General features: G+C 40.6%; 17 protein-coding genes and 1 tRNA gene. 10 read left to right on the top strand and 8 right to left on the bottom strand.

Translation table 11 applies throughout. The annotated features are described in order from the left end of the window. Positions 1 to 223: 223 nt before the first annotated feature. The 3 genes from LBH98_09870 (at position 224) to LBH98_09880 (ending at position 2,541) form a co-directional block, all read left to right on the top strand. Complete coding sequence (locus LBH98_09870) at positions 224 to 1,309, top strand: efflux RND transporter periplasmic adaptor subunit (protein MDR0305054.1); 1,086 nt, start codon at positions 224 to 226, stop codon at positions 1,307 to 1,309. A 111-nt stretch (positions 1,310 to 1,420) separates the two neighbouring features. Continuing rightward, positions 1,421 to 1,651 (top strand): exodeoxyribonuclease VII small subunit, encoded by a 231-nt coding sequence (gene xseB, locus LBH98_09875; GenBank protein ID MDR0305055.1) that lies wholly within the window; start codon positions 1,421 to 1,423, stop codon positions 1,649 to 1,651. 17 nt (positions 1,652 to 1,668) lie between these two features. Next, positions 1,669 to 2,541: a polyprenyl synthetase family protein gene (locus tag LBH98_09880; GenBank protein MDR0305056.1), complete on the top strand. Its 873-nt coding sequence runs from the start codon at positions 1,669 to 1,671 to the stop codon at positions 2,539 to 2,541. Between the two features lie 22 nt (positions 2,542 to 2,563). Here LBH98_09880 and LBH98_09885 read toward each other — a convergent pair whose 3' ends face one another. Then, a complete protein-coding gene (locus LBH98_09885; GenBank protein MDR0305057.1) occupies positions 2,564 to 3,016 on the bottom strand; it encodes a hypothetical protein in 453 nt (150 codons plus the stop codon). Between the two features lie 105 nt (positions 3,017 to 3,121). On the opposite strand from LBH98_09885, the gene LBH98_09890 reads away from it, so the two are divergent. The 6 genes from LBH98_09890 to LBH98_09915 all read left to right on the top strand — a co-directional run bounded on the left by LBH98_09890 (position 3,122) and on the right by LBH98_09915 (position 7,709). Continuing rightward, positions 3,122 to 3,195 (top strand) — tRNA-Arg (locus LBH98_09890). Between the two features lie 41 nt (positions 3,196 to 3,236). Then, positions 3,237 to 5,369 (top strand): S1 RNA-binding domain-containing protein, encoded by a 2,133-nt coding sequence (locus LBH98_09895; GenBank protein MDR0305058.1) that lies wholly within the window; start codon positions 3,237 to 3,239, stop codon positions 5,367 to 5,369. A gap of 36 nt (positions 5,370 to 5,405) precedes the next feature. Beyond that, positions 5,406 to 6,041 carry a MotA/TolQ/ExbB proton channel family protein gene (locus tag LBH98_09900; GenBank protein MDR0305059.1) on the top strand — a complete coding sequence of 212 codons (636 nt, stop codon included), beginning with the start codon at positions 5,406 to 5,408 and terminating at the stop codon, positions 6,039 to 6,041. Continuing rightward, entirely contained in the window at positions 6,038 to 6,517 is a 480-nt protein-coding gene (locus LBH98_09905) for a biopolymer transporter ExbD (GenBank protein MDR0305060.1), read from the top strand. The genes LBH98_09900 and LBH98_09905 overlap by 4 nt, the downstream gene beginning before the upstream one ends. Continuing rightward, entirely contained in the window at positions 6,514 to 6,966 is a 453-nt protein-coding gene (locus LBH98_09910) for a biopolymer transporter ExbD (GenBank protein MDR0305061.1), read from the top strand. Before LBH98_09905 ends, LBH98_09910 begins: the two co-directional genes overlap by 4 nt. After that, positions 6,966 to 7,709: an energy transducer TonB gene (locus tag LBH98_09915; GenBank protein MDR0305062.1), complete on the top strand. Its 744-nt coding sequence runs from the start codon at positions 6,966 to 6,968 to the stop codon at positions 7,707 to 7,709. The genes LBH98_09910 and LBH98_09915 overlap by 1 nt, the downstream gene beginning before the upstream one ends. A gap of 4 nt (positions 7,710 to 7,713) precedes the next feature. Here LBH98_09915 and LBH98_09920 read toward each other — a convergent pair whose 3' ends face one another. The 4 genes from LBH98_09920 to LBH98_09935 all read right to left on the bottom strand — a co-directional run bounded on the left by LBH98_09920 (position 7,714) and on the right by LBH98_09935 (position 11,356). Beyond that, positions 7,714 to 8,538 carry a rhomboid family intramembrane serine protease gene (locus LBH98_09920; protein ID MDR0305063.1) on the bottom strand — a complete coding sequence of 275 codons (825 nt, stop codon included), beginning with the start codon at positions 8,536 to 8,538 and terminating at the stop codon, positions 7,714 to 7,716. A 153-nt stretch (positions 8,539 to 8,691) separates the two neighbouring features. Then, a complete protein-coding gene (locus LBH98_09925) occupies positions 8,692 to 9,930 on the bottom strand; it encodes a hypothetical protein (protein ID MDR0305064.1) in 1,239 nt (412 codons plus the stop codon). Next, positions 9,884 to 10,099 (bottom strand): hypothetical protein, encoded by a 216-nt coding sequence (locus LBH98_09930; protein ID MDR0305065.1) that lies wholly within the window; start codon positions 10,097 to 10,099, stop codon positions 9,884 to 9,886. Before LBH98_09930 ends, LBH98_09925 begins: the two co-directional genes overlap by 47 nt. Before the next feature lie 24 nt (positions 10,100 to 10,123). Continuing rightward, the gene (locus tag LBH98_09935; GenBank protein ID MDR0305066.1) at positions 10,124 to 11,356 is read right to left on the bottom strand and encodes a phosphoglycerate kinase; all 1,233 of its coding nucleotides are present in this window, start codon (positions 11,354 to 11,356) and stop codon (positions 10,124 to 10,126) included. Between the two features lie 183 nt (positions 11,357 to 11,539). Between LBH98_09935 and dapA the strand changes: the two genes are divergently transcribed. Beyond that, positions 11,540 to 12,436 (top strand): 4-hydroxy-tetrahydrodipicolinate synthase, encoded by an 897-nt coding sequence (gene dapA / locus LBH98_09940; GenBank protein MDR0305067.1) that lies wholly within the window; start codon positions 11,540 to 11,542, stop codon positions 12,434 to 12,436. Here dapA and LBH98_09945 read toward each other — a convergent pair. The 3 genes from LBH98_09945 to LBH98_09955 all read right to left on the bottom strand — a co-directional run. Beyond that, positions 12,433 to 13,587, bottom strand: a complete 1,155-nt coding sequence (locus LBH98_09945) for a class I SAM-dependent RNA methyltransferase (protein MDR0305068.1) — start codon at positions 13,585 to 13,587, stop codon at positions 12,433 to 12,435. The genes dapA and LBH98_09945 overlap by 4 nt on opposite strands. Before the next feature lie 18 nt (positions 13,588 to 13,605). After that, the gene (locus tag LBH98_09950; protein ID MDR0305069.1) at positions 13,606 to 14,826 is read right to left on the bottom strand and encodes an ABC transporter permease; all 1,221 of its coding nucleotides are present in this window, start codon (positions 14,824 to 14,826) and stop codon (positions 13,606 to 13,608) included. A 437-nt stretch (positions 14,827 to 15,263) separates the two neighbouring features. Further along, positions 15,264 to 15,677: formylglycine-generating enzyme family protein (locus LBH98_09955; GenBank protein MDR0305070.1), on the bottom strand; the 414-nt coding region annotated here is incomplete at its 5' end.

A 15,677-nucleotide genomic window follows, 5' to 3' on the forward strand; every position in this document is an offset into this window, starting at 1 on the left:
TTTTTTATTTATGTATATTCATAATCAGTACAGGGATTATTGGAAGAAAATCCAAATTACGTATCAATTACCGATATCCGCAGGATATTCAAAATAAACGACGAAGGATGGGCGGAAATAAACGGAGTGTCAGTGTTTGAGCAGTTGAAGGGAATGCGGGATTAAGCTGATTACGGCGCACCGGGCAAGGCGTTTTTGCCGTCAATGTAAATAAAGTTGAGCGATGGGCGGCAAAATATACTATTTTATCGGCGGTGATTATGAATTTCAGGTGAAAATCATGAAAAAGTATTTTTTTATATTATTTTTTTTCCTTTCTTTATATTTATGCGCTTGTAACAAAACAAAACAAGACAAAGTTATCGAAAAAGAACCGTTCCCCGTCAACGCCGTTATAGTTAAAAACATTTTGATCCAGAAGGACATTGCCGCATCCGTATTACTGCAAGGAATCAAAAAAACTACGATTGTTTCACAAGCCGCCGGAACAATATCGTCGGTAACGGCAAAATTGGGAGACACCGTCCATTACGGTAATATTTTGATTGAAACGGAAAATTCGATTCAAACGGCTAATCTTAAACAAGCGGCAGGCGCTGTGGAAGAATCGGAATTAAATTTTTCCGCAAGTCAGCGACTGTTTAATTCCAACAGCATTTCCAAAGCGGAATATATCAGAAGTAAAAATAATCTTTTAGCGGCGCAAACCGTTTTGGCTTCGGCGCAAAAATCGTTTAAAGATACGAAAATTACGGCTCCGTTTGACGGGATTATAACAAATATTAACGACATAGTTCAGACCGGCAATACTATTTCGATAGGACAGCCGCTTTTATCCATAGCGGATATAAGCAAACTCAAAGCAAACATATCGCTTGGCGAGAAAGAAATAGGACAAATCAAAAAAGGCGCTGCGGCATTCGTTAAAATTCCGTCGATAAACGCCGAACTCAAGGGAATTATTTCTGCGGTACCTGCGGGCAGCGACCCTAGCACCGGAGCGTTTACAGCCGAGGTCGTTTTTGAAAATCCTCAATATTTTGTAAAAGACGGAATGTCGGGAATTGTTTCGGCGGAAATCGGTTCTCCGCTTAAATGTATCGCGATTCCGGCTACGGCGGCGCTCAATAATCGTTCGGTTTTTATCGTAAGAAACGGTAAAGCGTTTAACGCTGCGATCGAATACGAACATATTTCGCAAGGTAGAATTTTAATAAAAAAAGGAGTGTCTCAAAACGACACGGTTATTGTTTCCGGAATTACACAGATTTCTCAAAACGACACGTTAAGTATAAACATTATCGAGTAAACACAATATTTTCATTTTTTATAACAAACGAATTTTCCTGTCGAAAGATACGGCGATAAATTATTTTATCGGGGAATTTAGTAATTTATAAGAAAATAAGAAAAACGTAAAATGAGCGAAAAAAAAGAACCGTCGCTTGAAGACAGCGTAAAAACTCTCAAAGATATTATTTCGCAAATAGAAGACGACGATATTCATCTTGATAAAGCGATTACTCTGTTTTCTACAGGTATTGACGCCGTCGCCAATTGCAGAAAAATTATTGAAGACGCGAACGGGAAAATAACAGAATTGAAAAAAGGTAAAAACGGAAAATTAATAGAAGAAATATTAGATTTGTAAAAAAAAAGGAGCTATTTATGAGAGAAATTAAAGAATATCTTGAAAAATGTTGCGAGGCTGTCGAAGATACGCTTGACGAAATTCTTCCCAAAGAAACCGAATATCCGCAGACAATACATAAACTTATGAGATACAGTACTTTTGCAGGCGGAAAACGTATTCGCCCCGTTCTTGTTTTCGCGGCAAACGAGGCGTGCGGCGGACAATTTGCAAATAAAGACGTGCGTTTGGCCGGATGCGCTGTCGAAATGCTTCACACGTTTTCACTGATTCACGATGATTTACCGTGCATGGACGACGACGATTTACGCAGAGGCAGACCGACCGCTCATAAAGTATTCGGCGAAGGAATCGCTGTTTTGGGAGGCGACGCTTTGGCTATTTTTGCATACGAAATTATGGCAAGAACCGGAAATATAAAAATTATTGAAGAAATTTCAAAAGCGCTCGGCACTAACGGAATGATCGGCGGACAAATTGTCGATATCGAATCCGAAGGCAAAAAAGTCGATCTCAAAACCATTGAATATATTCATAACAATAAAACTGCGGCTCTTTTATGCGCGTCGGTAATAATAGGAGCGTCGCTCGCAAATGCCGATTCTAGAACTCTTGCGGCGTTATCCGAATACGGAAACGCGGTCGGCTTGGCGTTTCAAGTCATTGACGACATATTAGATATCACTTCAACCACCCAGGAATTAGGGAAAGAAGTCGGAAGCGACGTTGAAAACGAGAAAGCGACCTATCCGTCAATCATCGGGCTTGAAAAATCTAAAGAATACGCAAAAGAACTTACCGCAAAAGCAAAAAAATCAATTGCGTTTCTCGGCGAAAAAGCGGATATGCTTAATAAAATCGCCGATTATTTAGAGAGCAGGATAAACTAAAAAACGTTTTCAAGAGACTTTTTCAAAAAGAGTATCTTGTTATCTCAGAAATTTTTTTGCGAAATAATTTCTGAGAAAGCGATAATTTATCTTTATTTCTCAGACTTTTGTCAAAATATATCGGCAAATCTTGTAATATTGCGATTGTGACCGCGTCTTTGACCGTCATTTCCACCTCGAATTGTACGCCGGTTATTTCAAGTTTAGCCATAATCGTTTCGGGCGCTTGGTTTTTGCCGACAAACAACATTATGAATTCGCCGTCAATTTGCGAAATAATATCCATAATACCGAAATACGGCATATCGCCGTCTTCTCTTTTAACGTCAAGAGTCACCCATAAATCAAAGCCGACAGCGCTTGGAACGTACAATTCCATAGTTTCGCTGCATTCTAAATTACTGAAAACAAGTACGCTGAGTTCACTTTCACTGTTCCATCTAACGTCTTCTAAATACATTTTTAACATTGTCATACGCCCTTCGTAAAATCAAAAATACTTAAAAAACATAAAAAGATGATCCAATTATGCTTTTTCTATTGTAAAAATACTATTTTCCACGAGTTTATATCGTTTTTTGCATTCGTAGCTCAGTTGGATAGAGCGTCGGCCTCCGAAGCCGAAGGTCGCAGGTTCGACTCCTGTCGAATGCGATCGTAAAAAATGATAATTTTTTATTGCGGAGTCATTACGAATGCATATTTTTGCGAGATATATAGAAGATAGATGGCATATTCCATTTGATGCCGCTTTATCGCTTTGCTCTCACCATGAAAGAGGGTATTCTATATATTTTATGTCGGAATATGTGCCTAACGTCTCAATTTGCGGAATTGAAACCGTTTGTGAAATTTACAAATTTTTAGATCTGCAAAAAAAACTCGAATCGTTAAAAACTCAGGCAAGGAAAATTCTTAAAAGCGCCGAAAAATACAACGACGGCATGGAAGATAACATATCGTTAAGTATTTCCAAAACGGAGATTGACGATATTGTCGCGTCGTTCAAAATAAATTCTCAATCCAAAGGCAGAACGGCGATTGTTAACGGACTTCTGCCTCTTGCGAATTTATTTTATGATAATTATTGCGGAGACATAGAAAAAGAAGCCGAAAAGTATTTGTCTTCTGAAAAAAATCTTAACACGATTGACGATGTTATTGACGGAGCCGCCGCTATTTTAACCGACCGTTTCGGATTTGACGAAAATGCGAGAATTTCTGTAAGGGATTTAACCGCCAAAGACGGAAATATAGAAATTTCGGTCAAAAAAAAGACCGCTAAATACGATAAATTCATCGGGATACACAATTTGAGCGATATAAACGACGACGATATTTTATTTTTAATGGACGCCGAAAAAAACAAAAACATTAAATTTAGCGTAATCGCTCCGTTTTTAAGCATTCTTGAACTTTTAAGACACAATTTCTTAACCTGTGAAAATTCAAGCGCCGAACCAATAATAAACCGTGCGATTTCGGACGCTTGCAACAAATTTTTAGTTCCGATGGCGCAAAATTCAATCAAAGAAGAAATTTTTGAAGGCGCAGTCGAGAGGGTGTCAAGAACTGTTTCGTCGCAGCTTTATAACGTGTTAAAGCAAAGGAATAAAGGAACAAAAAAGAATATCCTTATAATTTCACAAAATTTACAGGAATTAATAAACATAATAGTCGTCGATAACGAAGGAACTCTGCTTCGCGCCTCGGCGGAATCTGTGCGGCAATACGGGAAACCGTTTAGTTCCGGAAAAATAAGAAGCGCATTTGAACAGTGGAGCGCAGACGAGTTTATTCTTGTAGAAGACGACAAATGCGGCGAATTTATGAACTCGGTCGTAGAAACTACAATAACTGCACTTGCCTCAAAACCTAAGATAACAAGGATTTCGTCAAATAAAAAAATCTCGGAAATACTCAAAACCGATTTTGTAAAATCACAAGTGAAAAATTTTGATAAAACAATTCAGAACGTTTATGCTTACGGAATTTGTGCAATCGCTCCCCTTGCGCTTATAAGCGAACCGGAGTGTTTAAGCGTCTTATTAGGAAATCATGCGGTGCAATATTTGCCTAAAGAAGAAATAAAAGAAATAACCGACCGGAATTTATTGCTTTTACAATTAAAACAAGGCATAGAAATAGGTTCAAAAAAAGATCGCCTGCTTCTTAATCTCGGCATTTCTCAAGAAACTCTTGAAATTATGCGTACAAAAAAAACAGACGGAATACTTAAATCTAAAAAAAGCATCGCCGATATCGACGGAATGAACGAAGCGGCTTTCAATAACGTTTCAGGGTTTGTAATATTCCCCAACGCCGGAAACTTATACGACAAATCTTTAATACACCCGCAAATGTATCATATTGTCGATGCGGTGTGTAATATTCTAAAATGCTCGCTTGAAAATATTATCGGCAACAAAAATATAATAAACGGTTATAAAGACGAGAATCCGGTAAACGAGTTTTTTATTAAAAGAAAAATAGCAAACCAGCTAAAAATTGCGGCGAGATATTTGCCGGTTTCCGTAAAACATCGCAAACGCGTCGCCTGGTCGGATATTATTCCAGGAACATTTACGCAGGGAACGGTACGCAACGTTACCGACTTCGGCATTTTTGTGGACATAAACGCTTTCACGGACGGATTGGTGCATATATCCGAAATTCCCGAATACTTGTCCGAAACATTTAAGCCCGGCGCTAAAATCCGCGTAAAAATCCTCGACGTGGACGACAAAAAACGCAGAATCGCTTTATCATTGAAACATCCGAAAACCGAAATTCCGGATTTGACGGAATTCTTTAACGAAGATTTGTAGAATTTAAATGAAAATTTAATAAAATTGGGGGTTTCAATGGGAAAATATATCGGTGAATTCGCTTTGTTTTTTAAAGAAGGGGGCGAATTTATGTGGATAATCTCGGCAGTGTTCGGCTTTGCCGTAGCTATAGTGATAGAACGATTGATTTTTATGTACGTAACTTGCGCAAATACTTCGGCAAAAGCGGCATTAGAAGCCGCAAAAGCGCTGGAAGCAGACGATAAAAAAGAGATTGAAAAATTATGCAAAAGAAACGACCCGCTTTCAATTCTGCTTAATAATGCAATAAATAAATTCAAAAAAGGCGTTTCAATCAACGAAATCCGCAATACCGTAGAAGAAGATGCGATTTTACAAATTCCGCGAATTTACTCTCGACTTAATTATTTGGCGCTGGTAGCAAACGCCGTAACGCTTTTAGGACTTTTAGGAACGATACAAGGGCTTCAAATGTCGTTTTCATCGCTTGCTTCTCTTGAAGCGGCTGAAAAAGCGACGGCGCTGTCAAAAGGGATTTCCGTAGCCATGAACACTACGGCGTTAGGACTTGTCACGGCGATTCCATGCATGTTTGCTTTTACTTTTTTATCGAATAAAAAGCAAAATTTAATAAACAGCATTGACGACGCAATGGCTCGTTTTCTAAACTTTTTGGAAAAACCAAAATGAAAAAAAGACACGTCTGGGGACAAAATTCCAAAATAGAAGCAAATATAGATATTGACGTAAAACCCGTAATGAATATGTTTGTAATTCTAATCCCGTTTTTAGTTTCCATGGCGGTTTTCAGCCATATCGCCATTCATCAATTTTACCTTCCGCCAGACGCCGCAAATTCAGACAAAACCGGAAAAGTAGAATTGAAATCGACCGTCGTAATCGACACAAATTATTTATTGGTAACGGTAGGAAGCGATATGATTGATTCTTTACCTATTGTAGATTTCGACAAGGAACGTTTAATAAATTCGCTTATAAACGCAAAAGAAATCAGCAACGATAAAGAAAAGGCGGTCGTTTCGGTAAAAGACGCGGTTACATTTGACTGGGTAGTGAAAATCATGGACATTTGCAAAGAAAGCGGATTTCTACAAACAGGATTATCGTCCGCGCCTAATTCGGCCGACATCGCAGGAAAAATATGAAAAGAAAATCGTTTACAGGAAATTCTTTAGTCGATACGGACGACACGATATCGCCGCAAATAACTTCGCTTATCGACGCAATGACGATTTTACTTGTATTTTTGATTCAAAATTTTTCAACGGAAGGGAATTTAATAACTACGCAAAAAGATATTGTGCTTCCATATTCCGAAGTTAAAACCACGCCGTTGCCCGCATACACGGTACAAATTACTTCGAACGAAGTCCGTGTTCAAGGCGTTAGCGTCGTAAAAAACGAAAATTTTGAAAACAGAGACGATTTGATTATTCCTGAATTGTTTGAAAAACTGTCAAAAAACGAACCCGACAAACGAATTATTATCGAAGCGGACAAAAATTTGCCGTTCAACATAATAAAAAGAGTGTGTTTTTCTTGCAGCGCCGCAGGTTTTGAGAACTTTGAAATTTTGGTGGACAAGGATTTGTGATGAACAAAATTGCGCCGGAAGAATATTTTTCAGAGCAAAAAAGCAACGATTCTCAAAACTTTATTATTTCGTTTATCGTAGTGATTCTAATGTTTTGCGGTGGATTTTATTATCTTTCAAAAATTGAGATTATGCCTAAACCCGTTCATGAAAAAATTACAACGCTTAAAACAACTTTTTCCATAAATCAGGAAAAGAAAAAAGAAACGCCCAAACCGATTGATTTGGGAGAAAAACCCAAAATTACAAAAATTCAAGAATTTCCCAAAGAAGTATCGGAAGTTAAGCCGGAAAATCGCGAGATAAAAAAGGTCTATGGACTTCAAAAAGTTTATTCTACGAGATTGGGAACCGGCGGATCGATGGCGAACGCGGTTGTCGGAAAATTCGGGAATGCCATAAATAAAGATTTCGACACTATAACCGCTTCACAAACGGACATTATGGCAAAAGAAGCGGTTTCGCCGGCGAGCGTAACACATGCGCCTTCGTTCAAAAAACGCGTGAAACCGGAAATAAGCGAAGAAATTCGCAAAAGCGGCGTAAGCGGAACGATCAAAGTTAAAGTACTCATAGACATAGACGGAAAAGTAAAAAAAGCGGTAGCCGAAAACGATTTGGGGTTCGGAACTCTTAAATCGGCTATAGACGCGTGCTTTCAGATGGAATTTACGCCGGCAAGGATAGGCGATGAAATAGTCGCCGTTTGGATAACGATTCCCATAAGATTTGAGAAACTATAGTTATTCAAAAACCTTTTTTTCGATAATCTGCAGACGCTTCCTGCAAAATCTTTCTTTCTTGCGGTGAAAGCGATTGTATTCCGTAATCGTTTATTTTATCCAAAATTCTATCGACTTCTTCGGCGCGGCAACGCTTTCCGGTTTGTTCATTCTCAATTTTATACCGATTACGTTTAGTCGAAATATTATTAAAAAATGCGGAAATTCCTCTTATCGCCAAATCAAATTTATCTTCGATTTTAATCCATATAAACCCTGCGACAATTCCGCCGAGGTGCGTTATGTGCGAAACGTTTCCCGCACTTCTTGCCGTACCGAAAATTGAAATGACCGCATAAATTATTACCGCCGTTCTCACTTTCATAGGAATAACAAAGAAAAAAAGCAATTGACGGTCGGGAAAATAATACGCATATACTACAAGCAGCGCCATTAGCGCGCCCGAAGCGCCGATTATGTTTACGGGGAAATTAAAAAATACCGCCAAAAGAGAAAACGCGCCCGCAAACAACGCCGAAAATAAATAAAATTCAAAGAATCTGCGGTAACCCCAAACATACTCTATTTCTTTCCCAAACATCCAAAGAATAAGCATATTAAAAACAATATGGAAAAACGAACGCGGATCGTGCAGAAAAGCATAAGAAATTAAACGCCAAACCTCTTTGTCAAAAATCACCGCTTCCGGCGACAACCCGCCGTACGCTACCAAATAATTTCCTATTTGCGGCATCAAAAAAACAACGGTTTGAATAGCGACCGTAATCGTAATAATAAAATTTATAGAGCTGAAATTTCCCGTTTGCTTGTCTGTAAAAATATTACTCACTTATTTCTCCTATTTTTTTAAGGGAAAATATTAATATGGTTTTACCGTTGTTTTCCGGTCTTTTGGCGACTGTAAGAGCCGCTTCAAGAACAAAACCGGACGAAATAGCGAAAAGTATAGGGATCCTATCTTGCCGATAGAATCCCTATAAAATTAAAACCTTGCGACAAATTCAAGACCGAAATTTATATAATTATAACCGCCGATTTTATCCGTGCTTTTTATAGATTCGTAAGTCGCTTTCAATTTATCGCTTCTAAACGCCAATTGGACCGCAGGACCAAACGCAATGTTATCATTAATGAGGAAATGCCATCCGAAATACAAATCGTTGCATACGAAAGATTCTTTGTATGTACCATATACTCCTTCATCTAATTTCACATTACCCGTTCCCAAACTGTAGTTAAACGCCAACTCGTTAATCCCCAAAGTAAGCGACGGAGCCGCCTTTACAAGAAAACCAAAAGACTTTATATCATCTCCCCAAGTATCATAATTCACAACATACGATTTGCCCAATCTTATATTTCCCAAAGCCACGCCTACGTTAAAATTAAACTTATCGTTAAACGCGAAATCAATATCCGTTCCGTAAGCCAATAAAACCGACGCTTTATTTTTCCTATTAGAATAATCATAATAAGTTCCCCAGAAAGAACGGGTCTGAAATACCGGAGAAAGCGTAACTTTTTCGCCCAAACCTATATCGGCGTCTAAAATGAAACGAAATTCGTTATGATTATAATAATAATATTCTATGTCCACCGGAACGCCGTCTTCATAAACTATATAATAGGCGTCCCCAAGCGCATTCGCAGGACTAACCAAAGCGGTTGTCAAGTTAAGAGAAAATTTGTCGGAAAAATCAAAGCCGAATTTAAGCCCCGCCTGCGAACTGTTATATTCACAATCCCAGTTCCAAAAAGAAGTCCACAAACCGTATCCGCCGCCTACGTCATATAAGTCCTCCACATCAAAATCTGATGCGGAAAACATGGATTCAAACCCGGCGACCAAGTCAAGAACCGTATTGCCTTTCGTTTCAAGAAGTCCGCCGTAAAACTTAAATAACGAGCCCGGTTTCCATGTAATATACGCGTTGGGAAGAGTCGGAATATACCCTTTCGCGTTTCCGTCCTTAAACGCAAGATTATCGTTTCCGTAACCCCCCGGATTGCTCAAACGAAAATCTACCGAGAGATTATCGCCGAAATCCAAACCTAAGCGGGTATTCCAAGCATACTGAATATTGAAAGTGTTGCTTTTATAGTCCACTTTTACGTTTTTATTAGGACCGTAATAGTCGTCATCATAATAACTGCCGGTATAGTAATAATCATTATCAAAATGAAACCCGGGATTTAAGAAAAAATCTCCCGAAAATCTCAATTTTACCCGAGACTTTTTTTCCGCCCCCCCCCACCGACGACGAATACGAAGAACCGCCGTAAGAACTTGAATAATTTTGACTTTCCGTCGTTTCCTCATCCTGTGCGAACTGTGCAAAAACAACCGCGGACATAATTGCCGCTAAGAACGCAATTTTTGAATACTTCATTTTAAACCCTTTCCTTTTTATTATTTATTTATCACTCAACGCTACGACGCCGGGAAGTTCTTTTCCTTCCAAGAATTCCAAACTCGCTCCGCCGCCGGTTGACACATGCGAGACCTTACTTTCAAGCCCCGCTTTTTCAATAGCCGAAACCGAATCGCCTCCTCCTATAATCGTTACGGCGCCTTTAGCCGTCGCTTCCGCAAGAGCGTTAGCAACCGCAAACGTTCCCTTTGCCGTTTCGGGAATTTCAAACACGCCCATAGGCCCGTTCCAAACGACCGTTTTTGCAGATTTCACTATATTTGCAAATTTCTCCTGCGTCTTAGGACCTATATCGCAACCTTCATGACCTGCAGGAATTTTATCGAAATCTACAATATATTCACCTTCAATTCTTCTTTCTTCAAAATGAAGTTTTTTTGTCGCCAGTATATCTATCGGAAGCACGATTTTATTACCCGCTTTCGACAGAATGTCTTTAGCCAAATCAATCTTATCGTTTTCACATAAGGAATCGCCGATTTCGTATCCTTGCGCCTTAAAAAACGTGTATGCCATTCCGCCGCCGATAATGAGCGTATCGACTTTAGGGAGCAGTGAATTTATTACGTCGATTTTTCCGGATATTTTAGCCCCCCCGATAATCGCTACAAACGGACGCGTCGGGTTTTCAACCGCTTCGCCCAAAAATTTCAATTCTTTTCTAAGCAGATACCCGCTGGCTCTTTTTAACTTTACGCCGACCATAGAAGCGTGTGCGCGGTGCGCGGTTCCAAACGCGTCGTTGATAAACACGTCGCCGTGCCTTGAAAGCGAATTGCAAAATTCCTCAATATCTTCCTTGCTTGCGACGATTTTTGAACCGTCGGCGTTTTTAATTTTTCCTTCTTCTTCGATATGAAAACGCAAATTTTCCAAAAGAATAACATCGCCCGGTTTTGCCGCGGCGGTTTTTCCTTCTGCGTCCGCGCCGACGCAATCGCCGACAAACTGAACTTTTTTGCCCAAAAGTTCTTCCAATCTTTTGGCGACCGGCGCAAGAGTATATTTTTGATTTACCTGTCCGTTTGGTCTTCCCAAATGGCTCATAAGAATTACAGACGCGCCTTTTTCTAAAGCGTACTTTATTGTCGGAAGAGCCGCGACGATTCTCTTGTCGGATTCAACGACTCCGTTTTTAACCGGGACGTTAAAATCGACGCGAATTAAAGCCCGTTTACCGTTCAAATCCAAGTCTTCAATAAACAATTTAGCCACAAGAAATTTCCTTTCTAAAAAAGTTCACATTATAATTCATCATTCTTCCTTATATTCGCCGTTTAATATAATATATACAGTTAAGTCTTGTCAAGTCTGAAAAGAAGTCTATTTCAATACACTTGCTTTTTTTCTACGGCATAAACTATTTTCATCAAAATAAATAAAACTCAGGAGTTTATTATGAAAGTTCGATACGACGCCGGCGAGGTGATAACGGCAATGATTACGCCGTTCAAAGAAGATTTTAGCGTGGATTTCAAGTCGCTTGAAAACTTGGTTCACCATCTTATTACAAACGGTACAGATATGATTTTGGTTAACGGAACTACGGGTGAAAGTCCTACCCTTACGCACGAGGAAGAATTGGATATTCTAAAATGCGTCCGTTCGGCTGCGGGAAGCAAAATAAAAATTATGATGGGCGCCGGTTCAAATTCGACCCATACCGCGGTCGAAGTCGTAGAGCGCACGGAACAAATAGGCGCGGACGCGATTTTGTCGGTAGTGCCGTACTACAACAAGCCGAACCAAAAAGGAATTTTCGAGCATTTTTCAGCGATTGCGAAAGCGACGACGCTTCCGGTTATGCTTTATAACATTCCTGGACGAACCGGAGTTATGATGAATCCTACCACCATAGCCGATTTGGCGCGGGCGCACAAAAATATTTTTGCGGTAAAACAAAGCGCACCCGATATTGATTTGGTAACGGAAATCGCTTACGATACGCCGGAAGATTTTACGATTTATTCGGGCGACGATTCGATGACTTTACCGATTTTGGCGGTCGGCGGAATGGGTGTCGTAAGCGTCGCGTCACATTTGGTCGGCGCAGAAATTAAAAATATGATAGCCGCGTTCAAAGCTGGAAACAATCAGTTGGCAAAAGAAATTCATTTCAAAAATTATGACTTTTTTGCAGGAATATTTACTCACCCAAATCCAATTCCTATAAAAGCGCTGCTAAAAGACGAGAAAATTATCGCGTGCGACGAAGTTCGTCCGCCGTTGTTCAAACTGACACAAGACGAAATTTCAAAATTGAAAATCGCGATTTCCGACGGCGTCGTATCTTAACGGAATTTTATCCGAAAACTTTCAATTTTCAAAAATACGCCTTCAAGCGGGCCGTTTATCAGTTTTTTGACGAAAGACGGTTTAAGACCGAACGCCTTTTTAAGCGAAGGATCGCCGATATAAATAAACGCCGAAGTTCCGTCTGCGCGTTTTTTCAAGAAATTACCGAAATCTTTGTATAATTGCGCCGCTTCCTGCGTTTCACCCAAACGTACCCCGTAAGGCGGATTCATAACGATTACGCCGTTCTCAAAGCTCTCTTTTTCATTGAAATTCATCGTCCGAAGCGAAATTTTTTGACCGCTTGGAAGCATCGCCAAATTTTTTTGCGTTACGCGAATCGCGTCGTCGTCTTTGTCGCTGCCGAAAATTAAATTTTTGGGCAGTTCGATAATTTTTGAGTTTTCTTCCGCCTTAATTTTCTCCCAAATTCCATCGTCAAAGTCGGGTAAATTTTCAAATCCGAATTTTTTTCGCAAAAATTGAGCGGGGATATTGCAGTAAAGCATAAGAATTTCCGCCAAAATCGTTCCGCTTCCGCACATCGGGTCCCAAATAGGCGTTTTTTTATCCCAATTCGCCAAATTCACCATCGCCGCCGCAAGCGTTTCCTGCATCGGCGCAAGCACGGACGAAACTCTATAACCGCGCTTGTGAAGCGCAGCGCCAGAAGTGTCTATGCTTACGGTAGCACGATTTCTATAAATACGCAAATGAAACCTGACATCGGGATTTTCCACATCGACATTCGGACGACGTTTGTATTTTGCGTTAAACCAATCGGCGATTCCGTCTTTAAGACATTGAGACGCATAAAGCGAATGCGTAATATTACTGTCTGCGACCGAGGCGTTTATCGCAAACGTCCGGTTAATTTTCAACAGTTTGTCCCATTCGACATTCAGCGCGGTTTTCGTCAAATATTTTACGCTGTGGCAGTCGAAAGTCAAAATCGGAGCCAAAATCCGCACGCACAGCCGCGAACAGTAATTTATGCGGTATAAAGTTTCCTTATCCGCTTCAAACGAAACTCCGCGAAAACTTGGAACCACATTCGCCGCGCCTAAATCCTGCAATTCTTTTGTGCAGATTTCTTCCGTTTCACCCGCCGCCTGAGCGTAAAATTTATTGTATTTTTGATATTCAAACATATTTTTGCACTTCAACTTTCATTCATATCTTAACGCTTCGATAGGATCGGATTTACTCGCTTGAAACGCGGGGTACCAGCCAAAAAACACGCCGGTCGCCACGCATACCGCAAAACTTATAATAATCGACGACGGCATAATAACGACCGTCCAGCCAAACGCTTTATTCAATATAAGCGACGCGCTGACTCCGAAAATCATTCCGATAAGTCCGCCGGTCAAACTTATCATTATCGCTTCTATCAAAAATTGCCACAAAATATCACGGTCTTTTGCGCCGACCGCCATTCTCAGACCGATTTCCCGCGTCCTTTCGGTTACGGACACAAACATAATGTTCATAATTCCTATTCCGCCTACAAGCAACGAAATCGCCGCGACAGCCGTCAAAAGCGCCGTAAGAACCGTGCTTGTGGATTCCATCATATTTGAAATTTCTTGCTGTGAGCGGATTGTAAAGTCGTCGGGAACGCCGTCGCGCAGTTTCCTTTGGACGCGCAAAACATCCTTTACTTCGGCAATCGCTTTCTGCGTAAGAGATTCGTCGATAACTGATGCGTAAATTTGATTAATTGTTTGTCTGGCGGGACCGTACACTATTCTTTTTCGAACGGTGTTAAAAGGCGCCAAAATCATATCGTCCGTATCCATACCCGAACTGTTTTGTCCTTTGGATTTTATCGTTCCGATTATTACAAACGGCGTTTGATTGAATCGTATAGATTGTCCGACAGGGTCCATGTCTCCGAATAAATTACCGACTATCGTTTGTCCGATTAAGCAAACTTTAGCGCCCGTAGAAGATTCCGACTGCGTAAACATTCGTCCGTCTTCTACTTCCAACTTGCGAATTTTCATATAAGGCGGCTCGACTCCGTACATGGAAGTAGTCCTGCTTTCCGCCTGAAACTTTACGGTTCCGCCTGCGGAAATTATCGGAGAAATATCGGAAAGCATCGTAGAATTTGATACAATCGCATGCAAATCTTTGTCGTAAAATCTAACTCTTGCGGCAGACCTTGCAGGACCTCGCAAATCCGACCCTGGCATAATAAACAACATATTAGCCCCAGCCGCCGCAATGCTGTCGCGAATGCTTTTTTTTGTTCCCGCACCTACCGCAAGCATAGCGATAACCGCCGCCACGCCGATAATTATTCCAAGCATCGTCAAAACGGTTCTGAAACCGTTGCGAAGAATAGCCTTAAATGCGAGAGTGATAAGCCGTCCTAAACTCATAGCGTTTCCCGTTTAATTACGGTATATAAGATATTTTGTACGGCGCGTATGTTTCAAAAATATGGAATTAAATAACTTATTAACAAAACAATCTTTCAATAAACTTTCATTTTACTGTCGTTTATTTCCATCACGCCGCTTTTTAATTTCAGTATTCCGACGCCGAGTTTTCTGGCGGCGTCTTCCGCTTGTTTATCAAAATTCAACCCTGCTACCGCATTTACCGTCTTACCCCCAACTTCGTCGAATAATTATAAGTCTTCTCGCTCGCACCTTTGGCTTCGACAATTATCAAATACGTTCCGTTCGCCGCATTTCCGCCTGCGTTATTCGTTAAATCCCACAAAATCTCTTTATCTTTCCAACTCTTCGTTTCAAATACGACATTCCCCGTATTATCATAAACGACAAGGTTTGTTTGCGTTTGCTCCGGCGTTTTATTCCTGTAACGCTAAAGAAGACGAATCAAAGGCGACGCGGAAGCCCAAATCGCCGTTGCCGGAGGACGGCGTAGCGTAGCTGCGAATGGCAACACGGCAAATCTGCGAATAGTTGTACCAACCGCCGCCGCGAATAACGCGGTCAGAGCCAGATGATGGTCCTACTGGGTCGGTTATTAAACCTGTGGAATAACTTCCATACCAATCACTGCACCACTCCCATACGTTACCGCTCATATCGTATATGCCAAGTTCGTTAGCCTTCTTTTGACCGACCGGTTGTGCGCCATAACCGGAGTTACTCGAATTTTGACTCGGAATATTATCCCAATACCAACCCGCTTCACTCAAATTATCGCTTCCGCTGAAAATATAGCCTTTACTCTTATTACCGCCGCGTGCGGCAAACTC

It is taken from the genome of Chitinispirillales bacterium (assembly GCA_031254455.1).
Taxonomy (GTDB): Bacteria; Fibrobacterota; Chitinivibrionia; order Chitinivibrionales; family Chitinivibrionaceae; genus WRFX01.